Annotated in this window: 17 protein-coding genes; 11 read left to right on the top strand and 6 right to left on the bottom strand. The window is 67.4% G+C overall.

Going from position 1 to position 19606, the window contains the following annotated elements; genetic code table 11:
- The first annotated feature begins 144 nt into the window (after positions 1-144).
- The 6 genes from FPV16_RS08395 (at position 145) to FPV16_RS08365 (ending at position 6897) form a co-directional block, all read left to right on the top strand.
- Positions 145-801 carry a cytochrome b/b6 domain-containing protein gene (locus tag FPV16_RS08395; RefSeq protein ID WP_227437765.1) on the top strand — a complete coding sequence of 219 codons (657 nt, stop codon included), beginning with the start codon at positions 145-147 and terminating at the stop codon, positions 799-801.
- Positions 798-1577: a molybdopterin-dependent oxidoreductase gene (locus FPV16_RS08390; RefSeq protein WP_227437764.1), complete on the top strand. Its 780-nt coding sequence runs from the start codon at positions 798-800 to the stop codon at positions 1575-1577. The genes FPV16_RS08395 and FPV16_RS08390 overlap by 4 nt, the downstream gene beginning before the upstream one ends.
- 472 nt (positions 1578-2049) lie before the next feature.
- Positions 2050-2241, top strand: a complete 192-nt coding sequence (locus FPV16_RS08385; protein WP_018045405.1) for a hypothetical protein — start codon at positions 2050-2052, stop codon at positions 2239-2241.
- Positions 2242-2306: 65 nt separating this feature from the next.
- Entirely contained in the window at positions 2307-3173 is an 867-nt protein-coding gene (cysE, locus tag FPV16_RS08380; protein WP_227437763.1) for a serine O-acetyltransferase, read from the top strand.
- A 351-nt stretch (positions 3174-3524) separates the two neighbouring features.
- On the top strand, positions 3525-4916 hold the full coding sequence (locus FPV16_RS26055; protein ID WP_264483750.1) for a family 2B encapsulin nanocompartment shell protein: 1392 nt from the start codon (positions 3525-3527) through the stop codon (positions 4914-4916).
- Positions 4903-6897, top strand: coding sequence for a family 2A encapsulin nanocompartment cargo protein cysteine desulfurase (locus FPV16_RS08365; RefSeq protein ID WP_227437762.1), 1995 nt, complete (start codon positions 4903-4905; stop codon positions 6895-6897). Before FPV16_RS26055 ends, FPV16_RS08365 begins: the two co-directional genes overlap by 14 nt.
- A 75-nt stretch (positions 6898-6972) precedes the next feature.
- Here the strand turns inward: FPV16_RS08365 and FPV16_RS08360 are convergent, their stop codons facing one another.
- The 5 genes from FPV16_RS08360 to FPV16_RS08340 form a co-directional block, all read right to left on the bottom strand.
- Positions 6973-7398, bottom strand: a complete 426-nt coding sequence (locus FPV16_RS08360; RefSeq protein WP_227437761.1) for a DUF6691 family protein — start codon at positions 7396-7398, stop codon at positions 6973-6975.
- Positions 7398-7814, bottom strand: a complete 417-nt coding sequence (locus tag FPV16_RS08355; protein WP_227437760.1) for a YeeE/YedE family protein — start codon at positions 7812-7814, stop codon at positions 7398-7400. The genes FPV16_RS08360 and FPV16_RS08355 overlap by 1 nt, the downstream gene beginning before the upstream one ends.
- Positions 7815-8052: 238 nt before the next feature.
- Positions 8053-8454, bottom strand: coding sequence for a RidA family protein (locus tag FPV16_RS08350; RefSeq protein WP_227437759.1), 402 nt, complete (start codon positions 8452-8454; stop codon positions 8053-8055).
- Positions 8455-8568: 114 nt separating this feature from the next.
- A complete protein-coding gene (locus FPV16_RS08345; RefSeq protein ID WP_227437758.1) occupies positions 8569-8952 on the bottom strand; it encodes a nuclear transport factor 2 family protein in 384 nt (127 codons plus the stop codon).
- 333 nt (positions 8953-9285) lie between these two features.
- Positions 9286-12288, bottom strand: a complete 3003-nt coding sequence (locus tag FPV16_RS08340; protein ID WP_227437757.1) for an FAD-binding and (Fe-S)-binding domain-containing protein — start codon at positions 12286-12288, stop codon at positions 9286-9288.
- A gap of 126 nt (positions 12289-12414) precedes the next feature.
- Between FPV16_RS08340 and FPV16_RS08335 the strand changes: the two genes are divergently transcribed.
- The gene (locus FPV16_RS08335; protein WP_227437756.1) at positions 12415-13461 is read left to right on the top strand and encodes a threonine aldolase family protein; all 1047 of its coding nucleotides are present in this window, start codon (positions 12415-12417) and stop codon (positions 13459-13461) included.
- 7 nt (positions 13462-13468) lie between these two features.
- On the opposite strand, the gene FPV16_RS08330 is transcribed toward FPV16_RS08335, so the two are convergent.
- Positions 13469-14230, bottom strand: a complete 762-nt coding sequence (locus tag FPV16_RS08330) for a GntR family transcriptional regulator (protein ID WP_227437755.1) — start codon at positions 14228-14230, stop codon at positions 13469-13471.
- 159 nt (positions 14231-14389) lie between these two features.
- Between FPV16_RS08330 and FPV16_RS08325 the strand changes: the two genes are divergently transcribed.
- The 4 genes from FPV16_RS08325 (at position 14390) to map (ending at position 19414) form a co-directional block, all read left to right on the top strand.
- Positions 14390-15565: a pyridoxal-phosphate-dependent aminotransferase family protein gene (locus FPV16_RS08325; RefSeq protein WP_227437754.1), complete on the top strand. Its 1176-nt coding sequence runs from the start codon at positions 14390-14392 to the stop codon at positions 15563-15565.
- Between the two features lie 121 nt (positions 15566-15686).
- Positions 15687-16982, top strand: a complete 1296-nt coding sequence (locus FPV16_RS08320) for an MFS transporter (protein ID WP_227437753.1) — start codon at positions 15687-15689, stop codon at positions 16980-16982.
- A gap of 315 nt (positions 16983-17297) precedes the next feature.
- The gene (locus FPV16_RS08315; RefSeq protein WP_227437752.1) at positions 17298-18521 is read left to right on the top strand and encodes a CaiB/BaiF CoA transferase family protein; all 1224 of its coding nucleotides are present in this window, start codon (positions 17298-17300) and stop codon (positions 18519-18521) included.
- A gap of 140 nt (positions 18522-18661) precedes the next feature.
- Positions 18662-19414, top strand: coding sequence for a type I methionyl aminopeptidase (map, locus tag FPV16_RS08310; protein WP_227437751.1), 753 nt, complete (start codon positions 18662-18664; stop codon positions 19412-19414).
- The last annotated feature ends 192 nt before the right edge of the window (positions 19415-19606 follow it).

Here is a 19606-nt window from a genome sequence, read left to right as displayed (position 1 = left end):
TGAGGTGCCGCGAAGCGGCCTCGAAGGAGCCCTCCAGAACGCACAGCGACATCTGGAGATCTCCTTCGAGGCCTTCGCTTCGCTACGGCACCTCAGGATGAGGTCGCGGATGGGAGCAGGGACCGAGACGCCACCGCTCATAGGATGTTCTGGATGACCATCTCCTCGAACACGCAGTTTCGCATCACGGTGATCCACCCGCTCGTCGTGCGCGTGACCCACTGGATCAACGCGGTGGCGGTGTTTTGCATGCTGTTCAGCGGCTGGGCGATCTACAACGCCTCGCCGTTCTTCCCCTTCGTCTTCCCGAAATGGGCGACCCTGGGCGGTTGGCTCGGCGGGGCGCTCGCCTGGCACTTTGCCGCCATGTGGCTGTTCGCCCTCAACGGCCTCGCCTACGTGCTCTACGGCTTGTTCGCCCGGCATTTCGCGAGGTCGTTCCTGCCGTTGAGCCCGCGGGCGCTCTGGCGCGACGCGACCGATGCCGTCCGACTGCGCCTCGCACACCGGATCGGCGAGTACAACGCCGTGCAGAGGCTCGCCTATCTGGTGGCGTTCCTCCTCGGAATCCTCCTCGTCGCCTCCGGCCTCGCTTTGTGGAAACCGGTCCAGCTACAGGGGCTCGCCGCCTTGTTCGGCGGCTATGAAGGGGCGCGGCGCGTGCATTTCTTCGCCATGTCCGGCCTTGTCGGCTTCATCCTGCTCCATCTCGCACTGGTCATCCTGGTGCCGCGCACCCTCGTCGCGATGGTCACCGGCCGCGCCCGCATCCCCCTCGACCCCGTGGAGACGCGCTCATGAGCCGGGACGAGACCGAGGCGAAACGCCTGCGCGGGCTTCGCCGGGAGATCCAGCCGGAACTGGTGAAGCTGGAGCGCCGCCTGTTCCTGCGCTCGGGCCTGTCCCTCGGCGCCCTGTCGCTGCTCTCGGGCTGCGATCTCTCCACCGGTGCCAACGGCACACTGATCGACCGGACGCTGTGGGCGATGTCGCGCGCCAACGACCGGGTCCAGGCCTGGCTGTTCGACTCGAACACGCTGGCACCGACCTATCCAGCGAGCATGATCGACACGCCGTTCCGCTTCAATGCCTACTACCCGCCGGACAACATCCCCGAGATCGACGAGGCGACCTGGAAGCTCGACGTGTCTGGGCTCGTTTCCGACAAGACGCCCTGGACCCTGCAGAAGCTGCGCGCCCTGCCGCAGGAGAGCCAGATCACCCGTCATATCTGCATCGAGGGCTGGAGCCAGATCGGCCAGTGGAGCGGGGTGCCACTGAGGGCCTTCCTGGAGCGGGTCGGTGCCGACCTCACCGCCAAATATGTCGGCTTCAAATGCGCCGATCGCTATTACGGCAGCCTCGACATGCCGAGCGCCCTCCATCCGCAGACGGTGCTGGCCCTGGATTTCGGCGGCAGCGCCCTGCCCCTCGAATACGGCTACCCGCTCCGGGTGCGCGTGCCGACGAAGCTCGGCTTCAAGAGCCCCAAACACATCGTTTCGGTCTTCGTGACCAACGATTATCCCGGCGGCTACTGGGAGGACCAGGGCTACAACTGGTTCAGCGGCATCTGACCGGAGCCACGCACCGGCGATGCCGGTCCCGGAGGCTGATGGCCGGGAATCGGCGTGGAAAGACAAGCCTGCTCCTCGCGCCAGACTCAAGGGAAGGATCTTTCGGGAAGCGCCTAGTCTTTGAAAATCACTCTCGTTGACCGGAACGAGGCAGGATATGCACAATGCAGGGAGACAAAAGAAAGAACCGCCGGCCTGCGCCATGCCTCCCGAGACGGGTTTGTCCGCAGGCAATGCTTGGATTGGAAATCCGTGTCACCACGCTTTGGACTGTTACCTGCGAGCGTGACGATCTGCACAGCGTCTGCAGAGTGCACGCCACGCCTTGCAGGACTGCTGATGCCCGGCGAGAGCTCATAGAAGCGAACCCATGAGATGAGCGGTTCGAGGCGAGTGAGTCCTGACCAGCATTGGCCGTCGGGTGCTCGGACGATCCCCCAACACTGAAAAACGGTACCCGGAGGAGGGAACGATGGTTCTCGGAGATCAGGTCGTGTTCGCGAGACTCGATGTCGCCGAGGCGCTCGGCATCTGGCGTCACGCCACGGGGCGTATCGTCGACATCGTATCCGGCCCCGATGGGGCAGAGGCGGTGAACGTCCAGTTCGAGGGCCACGGCCTGCTCGTGGGCTACATCGCAACGCTGTTCCAGCGCATCGGCTGAGCGCGCGGCCTGCAGGGAAAAGTTCAGGCTCTGGCGAGCCCGGTCCGAGGAGTGAAAGACCGATCATGACAGCGGGCAGCCTGGCGACGCGCAACGTTCCCACCAACATCCTCCGTCCGCCCCTGCGCAACGTGAGCCAGACCACCGTCGAAGCCGACCTCTGGCGCGCCATGCGCGTCGAGGCCGAAGCCGCGCTGATCGAAGAACCGCTCTATGCCGGCATCATCCAGGCCACGGTCCTGGATCAGCCGAGTCTGGTTCATGCCCTCGCCTACCGGCTCGCCCATCGCCTCGGCGACGGCGATCTCTCGCGCCTGTCCACCCGCGACCTCTGCCTCTCCGCTTTCCAGGCCGACCCGCATGCGGGCGCTCACGCGGTCCGCGACATCGTCGCCATCCGCGAGCGCGACCCCACCTGCCGTCGCTATCTCGATCCCTTCCTGTTCTACAAGGGACTGGCCTCCCTGGAGGGCTACCGGGTGGCCCATTGGCTCTGGCACCAGGGCCGCGCCACCCTGGCGCTCCACATCCAGAGCCGGATCTCGGAGGTGTTCGGGGCCGACATCCATCCCGCCGCGCGGATCGGCTCGGGCGTCTTCATCGATCACGCCACCGGCGTCGTCATCGGCGAGACCACGGTGATCGCCGACGATGTCTCGATCCTGCAATCGGTGACCCTCGGGGGCAACGGCAAGGAGAGCGGCGACCGCCATCCGAAGATCGAACGCGGGGTTCTGCTCAGCGTCGGCGCCAAGGTGCTGGGCAATATCCGGGTCGGAGAGGGGGCGAAGGTCGCCGCCGCCGCCGTAGTGCTGCACGACGTGCCCGCCCACACCACCGTCGCGGGGGTGCCGGCCCGCGTCGTGTCGCGCATCAGCCCCACTGAAGACCCCGCCCTTAGCATGGACCAGTTTTTCGGTGACGGGATTTAGGAACAATTTTTCAACTCTTCTTCTCCTGTAGAACCGTACAACACGAGATAAATCATCTCTTATTATGTCCTATAATAGAACTAAATTAGCTTACACGGTGGAAAATAGAATATTCATTCTTTAAATCCGGAAATTTATAGAATGGATTTTTATTGACCCCTTTTAAGATCAAGCGTTAGAAACAACCCGTCCCCGCAGCGACGCTTTGTCTGAGGCAGCGGGGGCCGACCAAGATCAGTCCAAGATTATCCATCGAGCGAGAGCGGACGCGCGACAGGCGCGGCTTCGATGCGGCATGCGCCGCGTCACGGCCGGCCGACGCCTCCTGCTGCAATACGGAGACGAACCCCCATGAGTGGACCCGGTCTGAGCGTGAGCGCCTCGGCGGCACGCAATCTTGCAACGGCGACCGTCACGTCGGTCCAGAACGCGGCCAACACCCCCCGCTGGTTCCATCGCCTGCTGCCCTTCGTCGACGTCGCCGGCGGCGTCTACCGGGTCAACCGCCGCGCCGTGGTGCTGGCCAAGCCCGGCCGGATCGAGCTCGCCAATGACGGCGGCACCCGCATCGTGCGCCCCGCCTCCCTGCGCAGCGTCCCGCTGTTCAGCCGTCTCGGCGACAACGAGCTGTCGACCCTCGCCTCCAAATTCACCGTCTCCCAGCACAAGGCGGGCGAGATCATCGCCGAGGAGGGCTCCACCGGCCGCAGCCTCACCGTCGTGGCCGAGGGCACCGTCGAGCTGACCCTGTCGGGCCCGTTCAAGAACCGCCTGCGCCAGGGTCTCGCCACCGGCGGCGACTATTTCGGCGACAACGATCTCGTGAGCGAGAACGCCCCCGCCCCCGCCGTAAAGGCCCTCTCGGCGGTGACGCTGCTCACCCTCGACCGCTCCGCCATCGAAGACGAGGGCATCCGCTCGCGCATCTCCCAGTTCGTGGAAGAGCGTGACCGCCTCAAGGGCCACACCAACAGCGAAGGCGAGCAGGGCATCGAGCTTCTGGCGGTCCATACCGGCGAGCCGCGCCTGCCCACGACCTATGTCGATTACGAGGTCGACCCGCGCGAGTACCACCTCTCCACGATCCAGACGATCCTCCACACCCATACCCGCGTCACCGATCTCTACTCGAACGAGATCGACCAGCTGCGCGAGCAGATCCGCCTCACGGTCGATGCCGTGAAGGAGCGGGAAGAGTGGGAGCTGTTCAACAATTCCGAGTTCGGCCTCCTCCACGAAGTCAGCCAGCGCCAGCGCATCCCGACGCGCGGCGGACCGCCCACCCCGGACGACCTCGACGAGCTCCTGACCCTGGTCTGGAAGAAGCCCGCCTTCTTCGTGGCCCATCCCCGCGCCATCGCGGCCTTCGGCCGTGAAGCCACTCGCCGTGGCGTGCCCCCGGTGGTGATCCACCTGTTCGGCTCGCCCTTCCTCACCTGGCGCGGCGTGCCGATCGTGCCGAGCGACAAGCTGCCCATCGACATCGATCCGGTGACCGGCGCCCAGACGACCTCGATCCTGCTCCTGCGCGTCGGCGAACACGAGCAGGGCGTCGTCGGCCTGCAGAAATCCGGCGTCACCGGCGAGATCGAGACCGGCCTGTCGGTGCGCTACATGGGCACCAACGACCATTCCATCGCCTCGCACCTCGTGACCCGCTACTTCTCGGCCGCGGTGCTGGTGGAAGACGCCATCGCACGCCTCGATAACGTGCTGCTGGGCAACTACCATGACTACGCCTAACGCGCCGTCTGTCGGCCTCCCCACCGGGGTGTTCGGCGACACGGCGCATGCGGATCTCGTCGGGCGCCTCGCCCGCGAGATCTACGGTCAGGGTCAGGCGGCGTCCGCGCCTCTGACCCCCAACCTGCCGTCGACGCCGCAAGCGCCGCAAGCCCTGGAGAACACTCCCCAGGGCTTCGGCCACCCCCTCGCTCCCAAGGCGGATCTCGGCACGCCGTCGATCCCCTCGGGCTCCGCGCCGTCGGGCCTTCAGCCCGACGCCTCGGCGCTGGCCGCCCGCTCGTTCGGCGCTCCTCCGGTCGGCCTTCCCGGCCTCACCGGGCCGGGCTTCGCGCAACCCTCGGCCTTTCCCTCGGTCCATCCCGAGGCGCAGGCTCCCCGTGGGGGGCTGCCCGAGTTCTTCGTGCCGAGCGTCGCCGATGTCGCCGCCTTCCTCCCCGGCGGCCACGATCTCCACGCCACGATCGCCAAGGACCACCCGCGCGCCAACGCCTTCGCGCATGGGCTCGCCCCGTCCCTGGTGCCGGAAGCGCCCGGCCATCAGGGTAAGGACGCGTCGCAGGAGACCGTCTCCCGCACCGGCCGCACCGCTCCCGACGCCGTCCGAAAGGTGGAGATCGCCGACGAGCCGTTCTCGTCGGGCGAATACTACTTCCTGACGGACCGCAGCCGGACGAGCAGCGCCGCGCCCGCCCCGTCGTCCCGCGTCGAGCCGGGCCATCGCCACGCGCCCCATGTCTCGTCGCAGGGCTCCAGCCCGGTGGCGGCCCCCTTCGACGTGGAGCGCGTGCGCAAGGACTTCCCGGCCCTGCACCAGAGCATCAACGGGCATCCGCTGGTCTGGCTCGACAACGCGGCCACCACCCACAAGCCGCAGAGCGTCATCGACGCGACGAGCGAATTCTACGCCCGCCACAACTCGAACATCCATCGGGCCGCCCATACCCTGGCGGCGCGTTCGACGGACCTGTTCGAGGGCGGGCGCGAGAAGGTGCGTCGCTTCCTCAACGCCCCGTCGAAGGACGACATCGTCTTCCTGCGCGGCACCACCGAGGCGATCAACCTCGTGGCCAATTCCTATGGCCGCGCGAATGTCGGTCCGGGCGACGAGATCATCGTCAGCCAGATCGAGCACCACGCCAACATCGTGCCCTGGCAGCTCCTGACCCAGGCCACGGGGGCGACCCTGCGGGTGATTCCGGTCAACGACCGGGGCGAGATCATCTTCGAGCAGTTCGCCGCCCTGCTCTCGGGCCGCACCAAGATCGTGTCGGTGACCCATGTCGCCAACGCGCTCGGCACCATCAACCCGGTGGCCGAGATCATCGCTCTCAGCCACGCCTATGGCGTGCCCGTACTGGTGGATGCGGCCCAGTCCTCGCCGCACATTCCCCTCGACGTGCAGGCGCTGGATGCCGACTTCCTCGTCTTCTCCGGCCACAAGGTCTTCGGCCCCACCGGGATCGGCGCCCTCTACGGCAAGAAGCACCTGCTGGAGGCGATGCCCCCCTGGCAGGGCGGCGGCCACATGATCGAGGACGTCACCTTCGCGCGTACCGTCTACAAGGGCGCGCCGGAGAAGTTCGAGGCCGGTACGCCCGACATCGCCGGCGCCGTGGGCCTCGGGGCGGCCCTCGACTATCTCGAAAGCGTCGGCCTACCCGGCATCGCGGCCTACGAGCACGACCTGCTCGAATACGCGCAGACCGGTCTCGCCGACGTGAAGGGCCTGCGCCTCATCGGCACGGCGCGGCAGAAGGCCAGCGTGATGTCCTTCGTCATCGACGGACATGACAACGAGGCGGTGGCCAAGCATCTCGACGCCCGCGGCATCGCCGTGCGCTCGGGCCACCATTGCGCCCTGCCGGCCCTGCGCCGCTTCGGCGTCGACCAGTCGGTGCGCGCCTCGCTGGCCTTCTACAACACCCGCGCGGACGTGGACGTCTTCCTCAAGGCCCTGCACGCCCTGCCGCGCCGGTAGCGCCAGAGCCAACAGACGCGGCGCGACATCGTTCGGCCCGGTCGGTTCTCCGACCGGGCCGAACGCGTTGGCGTCTCACTTGCCGGATGCGGCAGTGAAGCGGTAAAGCAGCATGCCGGCCACCATCGCCGCCACGAACCCGATCACCTGCGGCAAGCCCAATGTCAGACCCGCCAGCGCCGGGCCGGGGCAGAGGCCGACGAGGCCCCAGCCGATGCCGAACAGGGCGGCGCCCCCAATCAGGCTCGCCGTGATCGGACGGTTATGGGGAATCTCGAAGCGCTGGGCGAGCACGGGCTTGCGCATCCGCGAAACAGCGACGTAGCCGAGCGCCGAGACGCCCACGGCGCCGCCCAGCACGAAGGCGAGGCTCGGATCCCAGGGGCCGGCCACGTCGAGGAAGCCGAGAACACGCGCCGGATCCATCATGCCCGAGAGCGCGAGGCCGAATCCGAACAGGAGGCCGGCGACGAGCCCCACCGGGGCACGCAAGGTTTCCATCACCATCCTCCGTGGCGGACGAGGAACACCGTCGCGGCGGCGGCAGCCATGAAGGTCGCCACCGCAGCGATGGAGCGGGGCGACAGCCGGGCGAGACCGCAAACGCCGTGGCCGCTGGTGCAGCCCCCGCCGAGCCGCGTCCCGTAGCCGACGAGGAGGCCGCCGAGGACGATGAGGATCCACGGCGCGTCGAGTTGCACCACGGGCCATGCGCCGAAGGCGAGGCGATACAGGACCGGGCCGAAGAGCAGGCCAGCGAGGAACGCCCAGCGCCAGGGCGTGTCCCGGCTCAACGGCAGCATTGCCCCGGCGGCGATGCCGCTGATCCCGGCGATGCGGCCGTTGAGAATGAGGAGCAGGGCGGCGGAGGTGCCGATCAGGGCGCCCCCGGCAAGGGCCGACAGGTAGACGATCATTCAGCGACTCCGGCCCCTCCCGACGGGGCCATCCGAAACGGACATCGCCACGGCCGCCGGACACGGCCGGCGGTGACGAACCCGTTGTCATGAACTGGAAAATCCGATGGGGGCAGTGATCCAATCCCCACCGAGAGGTCGAACGCCGGAGCGTCTCTGTCAATGCGAATCATCCTGTCACCACGACCCGCCGGAAGGCTCGCCCGCGAGACTTGCCCGCAAGGCTTGCCGGAGTGGCTCAGGCGATGATGGCGGTGACGCGGATCTCGATGCGCATGTCCGGAAGACCCAGCGCGGCGACGGCCAGCTGGGTCCAGATGGGGGCATGGTCGGGCATGTAGCGGCGATAGAGCATGGCCATCGTCTCGTTGACCTGCGGGGGGAAGCCGCCGACATGGTAGGAATTGACGTGAACGACGTCGCTCCAACTGGCGCCGGCGGTCTCCAGCGTCCGTTCGACATTGCGAAACGCCTGGGCGATCTCGTCCTCGAGGCTCGGTGGAATCCGCAGTTCGTCGTCCCACCCACCCTGGCCGGAGGTTTCGACCCGGTCGCCGATCCTGACGGCCTGCGAATAGTGCAGCGCCTGCCGCAGTCGCTCGCCGTAGCCCGGGGTGACGAAGAACACTGGCTTTGTCATCGCGACTCCTTCCTGATCGCCCTTTGGGCGTCGCATCGTGCCACACTCGACCAAAGCCCGGAGATGCCGGGCTGTGTCCATCGGCGGGGCCGGGAGCGCGGGCGATCCCGCGTGTCAGAACATCCCGTTCTGGTTTGCGGAGAAATCGGGCAGGATCTGCAGCACATCCCAGTGCTCGACGATTTTGCCGCCTCCATCGAGCCGGAAAATGTCCATGGCCGCATAATCGTGGTTGCCCGGCCAGTGCTGCCGACTATGCAGCACCACCAGATCCCCCTCGGCGACCGCCCGCTTCACCTCCACCCGCTTGCCCGGCCATTCGCGCGCCATGCGCTCGAAATAGGCGATGAAGCCATCCTTGCCATTCGCCACATGCGGATTGTGCTGGATGTAGATATCGCCGGCATAACGCTCGATGGCCTCACGCGGCCGGCACTCGTCGAACATCAACCGATAGAAGGCGATCACGTTCGCCTTGTTCTGTTCGAGGTCGGTCATGCTGTGCGCCTTAGATGGGCCCGTTGAGTGGGTCGGGCGGATGCCGTTCGAGAAAGGCGGCCCGCACCTCGCAGACCATCCAGCGCGCCAACGAGCCGATGATCAAGCCTGTTCGCATTGGCAAGCCAACGCTTCACCTCGCCTAGGACTTTGAAGTACCGCAGTTTTCAGGACGCAAAACCGGTGACCACTTTTGCGAGAACTGCCGAGATTCTGTTTAAGTTGTTTTTCCAGGTCTTCACCTCATCCTGAGGAGGTCGGCTTGGATGATCTACTCTGGCATGGGCATCCGCTGCAAAATCCAATCAAACAGGCTATGAGCCACCCAGGCCATCAATGGCGCTCGGCCGACCCCGTCATCGCCCCGTCCAGCACCCGCGCCACATGGAGCGCTTCGAGCCCGAGACCGTCATGGATCTGGTGGCGGCAACTGGTGCCGTCGGCCACCACGAGGTCGTCGGGGCCGGCCTTGCGCAGGGCCGGGAACAGCGAGAGCTCGGCCATGGCGAGCGACACGTCGATGGTCTCGGCGCCGTAGCCGAAGGCGCCCGCCATGCCGCAGCAGCTCGACTCGATCACCCGCACGTCGAGGCCCGGCACCGCGCGCAGCACCGTTTCCACCGCGCCCATGGCGGCGAAGGCCTTCTGGTGGCAATGACCGTGCAGGTGGGCGACGCGCCCGCCCTGATCCGCAAGCGGCAGGGCGATCCGCCCGGCATCGAGATCGACGGCGAGCAGTTCCTCGAACAGCAGGCTCGCCTTGCTCAGCTCCCCCGCCTCAGGGCCGGGCAGCAGGGATGCGAACTCGTCGCGGAAGGTCAGCAGGCAGGAGGGTTCGAGGCCGACGATCCGGGCGCCCGCCCGGATGAAGGGCAGCAGCGTGGTGAGCGTACGGCGTGCCTCCTCACGCGCCCGGCCGGTCTGGCCGGATGCGAGATAGGTGCGGCCGCAGCAGAGGGGACGCCGGCCGCGAGGAGGCAGGACCCGGTGCAGACGGTAGCCGGCGGCGATGAGCACCCGCTCGGCCGCCTCCAGGTTCTCCCGTTCGAAGGCGCGGTTGAACGTGTCGCCGAACAGGACGATGTCCCGGAAATCTCCGGTCACGTCGCCGGGATGGGCGGGCTCGCCCTGTTCGACCCAGGGCCTGCGCCAGCGTGGCAGGGTGCGTCGTGCCGAGAGCCCGGCGACCCGCTCCGACAGCCTCGCCAAAGCGGGCACCCGGTCGCGCAGGTTCAGCAGCGGCGCCAGCCAGGCGGCGGTACCGGCATAGAGCGGCAGGGCCGCCACCAAGCGCTCCTTCAGGGGCAGGCCGTGGCGGGCATGGTAATGGTGCAGGAACTCGACCTTCATCTTCGCCATGTCGATGCCGGTGGGGCATTCGCGGCGGCAGGCCTTGCACGAGACACAGAGATCCAGGGTCCGCTTCATCTCGCGGCTGGTGAAGGCGTCGGCGCCGAGCTGGCCCGAGATCGCCAGCCGCAGGGAGTTCGCCCGGCCGCGGGTGAGGTGCTGCTCCTCGCCCGTGGCCCGATAGGACGGGCACATCGCCCCGCCGGCGAGCTTCCGGCAGGTGCCGTTGTTGTTGCACATCTCCACCGCGCCGCCGAAGCCGCCCCATTCCGACCAGTCGAGGGCGGTCTTTGGCGGCTGGCTCACCGCGTAGCCCGGCTGGAACCGCATCAGCGAGCGGTCGTCCATCCGCAGCGGACGGACGATCTTGCCGGGATTGAGCCGGTTCTCCGGGTCGAACGCATCCTTCACCTGTTCGAAGGCGCGGGTCAGGCGCTCGCCGAACATCGGCGCGATGTATTCCGAGCGCGAGATTCCGTCGCCATGCTCGCCCGAATACGAGCCCTTGAAGCGTCGGACCTGTTCGCTCACGGCCTCGGCGATGGCCCGCATCTTGGCGACGTCGCCGCCCTGCTTCATGTCGAGGATCGGGCGCACATGCAGGCAGCCGACAGAGGCGTGGGCGTACCAGGTGCCCCGGGTGCCGTAGCGGGTGAACACCTCCGTCACCGCGTCGGTGTAGTCGGCGAGATGCTCCAGCGGCACCGCGCAATCCTCGATGAACGAGACGGGCTTGGCGTCGCCTTTCATCGACATCATGATGTTGAGGCAAGCCTCGCGCACCTCCCACACCGATTTCTGGCGGATCGGCTCCGGCACCTCCACCACCGCGCCGGCAAAACCGTTATCGGCCATGCAGGCATCGAGACGCCGAAGGTCGGCCAAGAGCGCGTCCCGGTCGTCGCCGGCGAATTCCACCAGCAGCAGGCAGTTCGGACGGCCGCGGGTGATGTCGGCGAGCGTCGCCCGGAACAGGGGAATGTCGGCGCCGAGCACCAGGACGTTGTTGTCCACGAGCTCCACCGCCACGGGGTCGAGGTCGACGATCGCTTTCGTCGTCTCCATGGCGGACCGGAACGAGGGGAAGTGGCAGACGCCCATGACCCGGTGCGTCGGCAAGCGCGACAGCTTCAAGGTGACGCTGGTGGTGGCCGCCAGCGTGCCCTCCGAGCCGACGAGGAGATGGGCGAGGTTCGGCCGCGCCTCGATCAGCGCATCGAGATTGTAGCCGCCGACCCGGCGTTGCACCCGAGGGTACATCCGCAGGATCTCGTCACGCTCGGATTCGGCGAGCGCCCGCATGGCGGCGGCGAGGTCGTCCGCCCGACGCGAGCCGGTGACCCCCGTCGCCTCGTTTCCGGTGAGGCCGAAGCCGAAGGGCTCGCCGTCATGGAACAGGGCCTCCATCCCGAGCACGTTGTCGCTCATCTTGCCGAAGCGCAGGGAGCGCGCGCCGCAGGAATTGTTGCCGGCCATGCCGCCGATGGTGCAGCGGGTGGCGGTGGAGGGCTCCACCGGGAAGAACCAGCCATCGGCCTTCACCCGCGTGTTCAGCCGCTCCAGCACCATGCCGGGCTCGACGGTGATCGTTCCGGCCTCAGGGTCGTAGGCGACGATCCCGTTGAAATGGCGCGAGCAATCGACCACGAGGCCGCGCCCGATGGGCTGGCCGTTCTGCGAAGTGCCGCCGCCGCGCAGGATCACCGGCACGTCGTGCTCGGCGGCGATCTTCAGGGTCGCGGCGATGTCGGCGGCGCTGCGGGGCAGGACCACGCCCGCCGGCATGATCTGGTAGATCGAGGCGTCGTTGGCATAGCGACCGCGGGTGAAGGCGTCGAACCTCACCTCGCCGCTCAAGGCCTCGGCGAGGCGGCGCGGCAGGCCGGCCCCCTGGCGGTTGGCGGCGCGCGGACTGATCGGCCCTGGCCCGGCGACGGGCGACGGGGCGGGATTCGGGCCGGTGGCGGGCTCAGCCGTGGCGGTCATGATCCATCGTCCTCGTGGGGGTGCCGTGCGCCGGCTTCAAAGCGATGCGGGTTCCGGTAGGGTGGCGGGATCGCCCCGACCGGCTAGAATGGCCCGAACGGATTGCATGCAAAACAGGGCCGGCAGATGATCGATTTGTATAGCGATACGCAGACGCGGCCCACAGCCGGCATGCGCGAGGCCATGGCCCGTGCGGAGGTCGGCGACGAGCAATCCGATTCCGATCCGACGACCCTGGCGTTGTGCGAGCGTGTCGCCGCCCTCCTCGGCATGGAAGCGGGCGTGTTCATGCCCTCCGGCACGATGTGCAACCTCGTCTCGATCCTGGTCCAGACCCGGCCCGGCGACGAGATCGTGGTCGACGACCAGTCCCATATCTACAACACCGAAGCCGCCGGCTCGGCGGCCATCGGCGGCGTCTCGGTGAAGGCTCTGCCCACCCCGGCCGGCCTCTATACGCCCGAGGCGTTCGAGGCGGCGATCCGCCCGCCCGCCCGCACGGCGCCACGCTCGGCGCTGGTCTCGGTGGAGCAGACCACGAGCTTCTCGGGCGGCTCGGTCTGGCCGCTCACCGACATGCGCCGCATCCGGGATCTCGCCCATGACAAGGGCATGAAGGCGCATATCGACGGCGCGCGCCTCCTCAACGCCGTGGCCGCCACCGACATCTCCGCCAGGGATTATGCCAAAGGCTTCGACAGCGCCTGGATCGATCTGAGCAAGGGACTTGGCTGCCCGGTGGGCGCGGTTCTGTGCGGCTCTAGGCACTTCATCACCGACGCGTGGCGGTGGAAATACCGGCTCGGCGGCGCCATGCGCCAGTCGGGAATCCTGGCCGCCGCGGGCCTCTACGCCCTCGATCACCATGTGGACCAGCTGGAACTCGACAACGCCAATGCCGGCGAGCTGAAGGCCCGCATCACCGGTGCGCCCGGCCTCGCCATCGCGCCCGATGCCGCCCAGTCCAACATCCTGTGCTTCTCGGTGGAGCCGCTGGGCGTCACCGCGACCGCCTTCGCCGAGGCCTGTCTCGCCGAGGGTGTGCGTATCCGCGCCATCGGCCTGCATCAGATCCGCGCGACCACCCATCTCGACGTCGACCGGGCCGGCATCCTTCAAGCGGCGGACGTGATCCGGGCTCAGGCCGAACGCTGTCACGACGCCCGCCGCTGAGCCGCCGTCACGATGCGACGCCGGTGGCGGCGTCCGGCGGACCCGCTGTCTCCCGCCCCGCCGCCGCGCGGCGCTTGTTGCGCAGATGCCCGAACAGGATGTCGCTGAGTTCAGTGCCGGCGCGCCGGCGCAGCGCGTCGAGGATTTCCTCGTGCTCACGCATCGCCTCGCCCCAGCGGTCGCGATTCTCGTCGAGATTGGCCGAGTAGCGCACACGGCGCAGGCGCCCGGCGAAATTGGCGTAGCTCGTCCGCAACGGCTCGTTATCGGCCGCCTGGACGATCCGGTCGTGGATCGCCTGGTTGCAGGCGAAATAGCCGTGCAGGTCGCGCCGCATATAGCAGCCGTACATCTCGTGATGCAGCCGCTCGATCTCGGCATAGGCAGCGGGTGTGATCTTCTCGCAGGCCAAGCGTCCGGCCAGGGCCTCGAGCCCACCCATGACGTCGAACAGGTCCACAAGTTCCTCGGCGCCGAGCTGGCGCACCCGCGCGCCCCGGTTAGGCAGGAGCTCGATCAACCCCTCCGAAGCCAGCACCTTCAGCGCCTCGCGCAGGGGCGTGCGCGAGATGCCGAAGCGCTCGCACAGCATCCGCTCCGGCACCCGCGCGCCGGCGGCGAGATTGCCCTCGACGATATAGTCCCGCAGGCGCGCCAGAACCTCGCCATGGAGGGATTTCGCCAGTGACGGGACCACGGGGAGACACGCTCCATCGGCGGTGTCGAGGCCGGCATCGGCCTCCGGTTCAGTGACAGGATCGAGCACCATAATGCGGACTTAGCAGCCGAAAGGGGTAAGGTCGAGGATGGATGTTCGCATAATAGTTCTTGCCCTCTCAAAAAATGAATGCAATTTTCCGTGCCGTTGGCCCATGGAGCGTCGATCCGGGGCGCAGCTTTCCCTCGACCGGCCATCGCGGAGATCTCGATGACGACACGGACCGGACGCCATTTCCTGCATATTCCGGGCCCCAGCCCGGTGCCCGAGCGTGTCCTGCGGGCCATGGACATGCCGGTGATCGACCATCGCGGCCCCGATTTCGCCGGGCTTGGCAAGGCGGTGCTGGAAGGGGCCCAGGCCATCTTCCAGACCCGCTCGCCGGTGATCATCTATCCGGGCTCCGGCACGGGCGCCTGGGAATCGGCCATCGTCAACACGCTTTCGGCCGGCGACCGAGTGTTGATGTTCGAGACCGGCCATTTCGCCACCCTGTGGCGCCAGATGGCGGCGCGCTGGGGTATCGAGGTGGAATTCGTCCCCGGCGACTGGCGCCACGGGGTCGATCCGGCGCAGGTCGAGGCGATCCTGGCCGAGGACCGGTCCAAATCGTTCAAGGCGGTGATGGTGGTCCATAACGAGACCTCCACCGGCGCCACGAGCCGGATGGCGGAAATCCGCCGGGCCATCGACCGGGCGAACCACCCCGCACTCTTCCTCGTCGATACGATTTCGGGCCTCGGCTCGGCCGAATACGCCCATGACGAATGGGGCGTCGACGTCGCGGTGAGTTGCTCGCAGAAGGGTCTGATGCTGCCGCCGGGTCTTGGTCTCGTCGCCCTGTCGGACAAGGCTCTTGCCGCAGCGAAGACAGCGACGCTGCCCCGCTCCTACTGGGATTGGGAAGAAATGCTGAAGCCGAATGCCGGCGGCTACTTCCCCTATACACCGGCCACGAACCTCCTCTACGGACTGCGCGAAGCCATCGCCATGTTGCGGGAGGAAGGCCTGCCGCAGGTTTTCGCCCGCCACCAGCGCCTCGCCGCCGCCACCCGCGCCGCCGTCGAGGGCTGGGGCCTTGAGGTTCTGTGCCGGGAACCGTCCGAATACTCGCCCGTGCTCACCGCCGTGGTGATGCCGGAGGGCCATGACGCGGATGCCCTGCGCAATCTGATCCTGGAGAAATACGACCTCTCCCTCGGCACCGGGCTCGCCAAGCTGGCGGGCAAGGTGTTTCGCATCGGCCATCTCGGCGAATGCAACGACCTAATGCTGATGGCGGCGCTCTCGGGCGTCGAGATGGGTCTCAAGGCCGGCGGCGTCCCGCACACGCGCGGCGGTGTCCTGGCGGCGATGGACGCCCTGCGCTCCGGCCTGGACGACTGAGCAGCACCCCCCTCCCCTTGTGGGGAGGGGGGACCGTGCCGATCGCACTCTTTGCGCGTCCCCCACAAACAACCGGCGCTCAGATCGGGCGGGGTGGCGCGCTCAACCCGAGGAAACCCCGATGACGCCAGCTAAAAGACGCGTCTCCGCGTCGAACATGGTGCTGTTCCTGCTCTGCCTGATGTATTTCGTCACCTATCTCGACCGGGTGAACATCGCCACGGCGGGCGGCGAGATCATGAAGGATCTGGGGCTCTCGAACACGCAGTTCGGCCTGATCCTGTCCGCCTTCGCCTATCCCTACGCGATCTTCCAGGTCATCGGCGGCTCGGTGGGCGACAAGTTCGGCGCGAGGCGGACCCTCCTCGTCTGCGGCCTGATCTGGGCCTCGGCGACGATCCTCACCGGGTTCGTGGGCGGGCTCATCAGCCTGTTCCTCGCCCGCGTCCTCCTCGGCTTCGGCGAGGGCGCCACCTTCCCCACCGCCACCCGCGCCATGCAGAACTGGACCGCGCCGGGCAAGCGCGGCTTCGCGCAGGGCATCACCCATGCCTTCGCCCGTCTCGGCAACGCGGTGGCGCCGCCCATCGTGGCCTTCCTGATCTACCAGTTCGGCTGGCGCATCGGGTTCGTCATCTTAGGGGTGGCGAGCTTCGCCTGGGTCGTGGTCTGGTACCTCTACTTCCGCGACGACCCGAAGGATCATCCGGCGATCACGCCGGAGGAATTGGCGGTGCTGCCGCCCCCGAGCCAAGTGGGCGCCAAGCAGAACGTGCCGTGGGGCCGGCTCACCCGACGCATGCTGCCGGTGACGCTGACCTATTTCTGCTACGGCTGGACCCTGTGGCTGTTCCTCGGCTGGCTGCCGAGCTTCTTCAAGCTCAACTACGGGCTGGACTTGAAGAACTCGGCCCTGTTCGCCTCGGGGGTGTTCTTCGCCGGCGTCGTCGGCGACACGCTGGGCGGGGTCTTCAGCGACCGCATCCTGAAGCGCACCGGCGACCTCAAGCTCGCCCGGCTCAGCGTCATCGTGGTCGGCTTCCTCGGCGCGGCGGCGAGCCTCACCGGCGTGTTCTTCACAAGGGACCTCACCCTGGTGGCGCTGCTGCTCAGTTCCGGCTTCTTCTTCGCCGAACTGGTGATCGGCCCGATCTGGTCGGTGCCGATGGACATCGCGCCGAAATATTCGGGCACGGCGGCGGGCCTGATGAACACCGGCTCGGCGGTGGCGGCGATCATCTCGCCGATCGTGTTTGGGATGATCGTGGACATGACGGGCAGCTGGACCCTCCCCTTCGTCGGCTCCATCGGCCTCTGCCTCCTGGGCGCGGGCCTCGCCTTCACCATGCACCCGGAGCGGCCGTTCGAAGAGGAACCGGTGGTCCCGCCCCTGGGACGGGCGGTTCCGGCGGAGTAGTGCGCTGCTAACTTCGCCAACGTGAGCCGAAGCTAGAGCGCATTCCCCTCTCCCCGCATGCGGGGAGAGGGGCACAGGCACCCCGTCGTGCCTGTGACGAGCGGAGCGAGGGTGAGGGGGCGGCTCTTGATGAGGCACCTTCGGAATCGCCCCCTCACCTTCGGCTGCCGCCTCGCCGCGCCGACGACGAGGTCGCCGCGGCCCTCTCCCCGCAAGCGGTGCGAGGAGATGCGCACGACGATTCATGTCCTTCTCGCGTAACGCCAACGCCGGCTGGGTGCGTCCGCCCCCGGCGCAAAACAGGAAACGAGCACGATGGATCACTCCGTGCACGAAGAACCCCGTCCCCTCCCCCTCGCGGGCATCCGCGTCCTCGACGTGACGCAGGTGATGGCGGGGCCGTTCTGCAGCATGCTGCTCGGCGATCTCGGAGCGGATGTCATCAAGGTCGAGCCGCCGGGCACGGGCGACCAGACCCGCAGCGCCATGGGGTTCAAGATGAAGGGGCCCGACAGCATGGGCTTCCTCAACATGAACCGGAACAAGCGCAGCCTCGCCCTTAACCTCAAATCCGATGCCGGGCGCGACCTGCTCCTCGATATGGCCGCCACCGCGGACGTGCTGGTGGAGAATTACCGGCCCGGCGTGATGGCGCGCCTCGGTCTCGGATACGAGGCGATGCGCGCCCGCAATCCGGGGCTGATCTATGCGAGCATCTCGGGCTTCGGCCAGTCGGGGCCCTGGGCGAAGCGCCCCGGCTACGACCTGATGGCGCAGGCGATGTCGGGGGTGATGAGCGTCACCGGCCATCCGGGCGGTCCGCCGGTCAAGGCCGGCGTGCCCGTCGCCGATATCGGCTGCGCGCTGTTCACCGTCTACGCGATCCTCTCCGCCTATATCGGTCGACAGACGAGCGGCGAGGGCCAGTATATCGACGCCTCGCTCTTCGATGCGGCCCTGGCCTTCTCGATCTGGGACGTTTCGGAATATTGGGGGACGGGCCGGATCCCGCAGCCGCTCGGGACCTCCAACCGCATGAGCGCCCCCTATCAGGCGGTCCGCGCCTCCGACGGCTATTTCGTCATGGGGGCCACCAACCAGAAGCTCTGGCGCCTGCTCTGCGACGTGCTCGATCGCGCCGAGCTGTTCGAGGATGCCCGCTTCGTCGACATCCCCGCGCGCCTCGCCAACCGCGAAGTGCTGATCGAAGAGCTCGAGCGGAGCTTTGCCGCCAGGACTGCCGAGGAATGGGTGTCCCTGCTCCTCGATGCCGGCATTCCGGCCGGCCGCATGAACACCTATCCGGAAGCGTTCGAGAGCGAGCACGGCCGGCACCGGCAGATGCGCATCGAGGTTCCCCACCCGAACGAGGGCACGGTGCCGAATATCGGCTTTCCCGTGAAGCTCACGGGCACACCGCAACGCGCCCGCAGGCACGCGCCGCTTCTCGGCGAACACACCGAGGACGTGCTGGCGGAGTTCGGCCTCTCGGCGGACGAGATCGAGGCCCTGCGCTCGCGCGGCGCCTTCGCCGCCTGAGCGGGGGCCAGCCCTTCATCAGCCCGTCGGACCGATATGGAGCGAACCGCTCGCGGAGCGGCCCCGGCTTTGCCGGGCTCGCGGAGGATGGCAGAACCGCGCGAGCGTAGCCTCCTCCGGCTCCAAGAAGGGATGACCACATGACGGTGTCGAACGACGACGAGCTTGCCGGACTGAAGCAGATCGGACGCATCGTCGCCGACACCCTCGAAGCGATGGGCAAGGCCATCGAGCCCGGCATGACCACCCTCGAACTTGACGGGATCGGGCGGCGGATCATGGAGGGAGCCGGAGCTCGTCCGGCGCCGGAACTGGTCTACGCCTTTCCCGGGGCGACCTGCATCAGCGTCAACGAAGAGATCGCCCACGGCATTCCAGGTGCCCGCAGGATCAACCCGGGTGACTTGGTCAATATCGATGTGTCGGCCGAGAAGGACGGTTACTTCGCCGATACCGGTGCGTCCTTCGCCGTGCCGCCGGTGACGCGGGCGGTGGAGCGGCTGTGCAGGGACGGGCGCCGGGCGATGTGGACGGGATTGCGCCAGGTCGGCACCGGCAAGCCCCTGGCCGAGATCGGACGAGCCGTGGGCGCCTTCGCCCGGAAGAACGGCTACACCCTGGTCCGCAACCTCGCGAGCCACGGCGTGGGCCTGTCACTGCACGAGGAGCCGACCGAGATCGCCACTTGGCCCGACGCCTCCGAGCGACGGATCATGCAGGAGGGTCTGGTCTTCACCGTCGAGCCGTTCCTGTCCCTCGGCGCCACATTCGCCGAGGACGGCGACGACCCCTGGACCCTCTACAGCCAGCCGAAGGCCCTCACGGTGCAATACGAGCATACGGTCATCGCGTCGCGCAACGGGCCGATAATCCTCACCATGCCGGGGCAATAGCGGCCACGCCTTCAGCAAAAGGAGCGAAGGCCGGCGACCCTGCGTCCAAGCGACTCTTGCACGATGGGCGGGCACGGCATAACACCAAAGAAAGTCCAATAATTACAGCAGATTAGACTGCTTAAAAACTACGCTCGCCGCGAGAAGCACGAAGGCTCCGGATGTCCCCAGGGAGGCCATGTCATTTCGCGC

Origin of the sequence: Methylobacterium sp. W2 (assembly GCF_020662345.1) — a bacterium.
GTDB lineage: Bacteria > Pseudomonadota > Alphaproteobacteria > Rhizobiales > Beijerinckiaceae > Methylobacterium.
The sequence above is the reverse complement of the archived record's forward strand: the minus strand, read 5'-3'. Positions and strand labels throughout refer to the sequence as shown.

What these genes read in the sequence shown, in the direction of transcription:
- FPV16_RS08360 (WP_227437761.1), bottom strand. Translation starts at nt 7,398, where the DNA reads ATGGAAACCTTGCGTGCCCCGGTGGGGCTCGTCGCCGGCCTCCTGTTC.
- FPV16_RS08345 (WP_227437758.1), bottom strand. Translation starts at nt 8,952, where the DNA reads ATGACCGACCTCGAACAGAACAAGGCGAACGTGATCGCCTTCTATCGG.
- FPV16_RS08395 (WP_227437765.1), top strand. Translation starts at nt 145, where the DNA reads ATGTTCTGGATGACCATCTCCTCGAACACGCAGTTTCGCATCACGGTG.
- FPV16_RS08320 (WP_227437753.1), top strand. Translation starts at nt 15,687, where the DNA reads ATGACGCCAGCTAAAAGACGCGTCTCCGCGTCGAACATGGTGCTGTTC.
- FPV16_RS08365 (WP_227437762.1), top strand. Translation starts at nt 4,903, where the DNA reads ATGACTACGCCTAACGCGCCGTCTGTCGGCCTCCCCACCGGGGTGTTC.
- FPV16_RS08330 (WP_227437755.1), bottom strand. Translation starts at nt 14,230, where the DNA reads ATGGTGCTCGATCCTGTCACTGAACCGGAGGCCGATGCCGGCCTCGAC.
- cysE (WP_227437763.1), top strand. Translation starts at nt 2,307, where the DNA reads ATGACAGCGGGCAGCCTGGCGACGCGCAACGTTCCCACCAACATCCTC.
- FPV16_RS08390 (WP_227437764.1), top strand. Translation starts at nt 798, where the DNA reads ATGAGCCGGGACGAGACCGAGGCGAAACGCCTGCGCGGGCTTCGCCGG.
- FPV16_RS08335 (WP_227437756.1), top strand. Translation starts at nt 12,415, where the DNA reads ATGATCGATTTGTATAGCGATACGCAGACGCGGCCCACAGCCGGCATG.
- FPV16_RS26055 (WP_264483750.1), top strand. Translation starts at nt 3,525, where the DNA reads ATGAGTGGACCCGGTCTGAGCGTGAGCGCCTCGGCGGCACGCAATCTT.
- FPV16_RS08315 (WP_227437752.1), top strand. Translation starts at nt 17,298, where the DNA reads ATGGATCACTCCGTGCACGAAGAACCCCGTCCCCTCCCCCTCGCGGGC.
- FPV16_RS08385 (WP_018045405.1), top strand. Translation starts at nt 2,050, where the DNA reads ATGGTTCTCGGAGATCAGGTCGTGTTCGCGAGACTCGATGTCGCCGAG.
- FPV16_RS08350 (WP_227437759.1), bottom strand. Translation starts at nt 8,454, where the DNA reads ATGACAAAGCCAGTGTTCTTCGTCACCCCGGGCTACGGCGAGCGACTG.
- FPV16_RS08340 (WP_227437757.1), bottom strand. Translation starts at nt 12,288, where the DNA reads ATGACCGCCACGGCTGAGCCCGCCACCGGCCCGAATCCCGCCCCGTCG.
- map (WP_227437751.1), top strand. Translation starts at nt 18,662, where the DNA reads ATGACGGTGTCGAACGACGACGAGCTTGCCGGACTGAAGCAGATCGGA.
- FPV16_RS08325 (WP_227437754.1), top strand. Translation starts at nt 14,390, where the DNA reads ATGACGACACGGACCGGACGCCATTTCCTGCATATTCCGGGCCCCAGC.
- FPV16_RS08355 (WP_227437760.1), bottom strand. Translation starts at nt 7,814, where the DNA reads ATGATCGTCTACCTGTCGGCCCTTGCCGGGGGCGCCCTGATCGGCACC.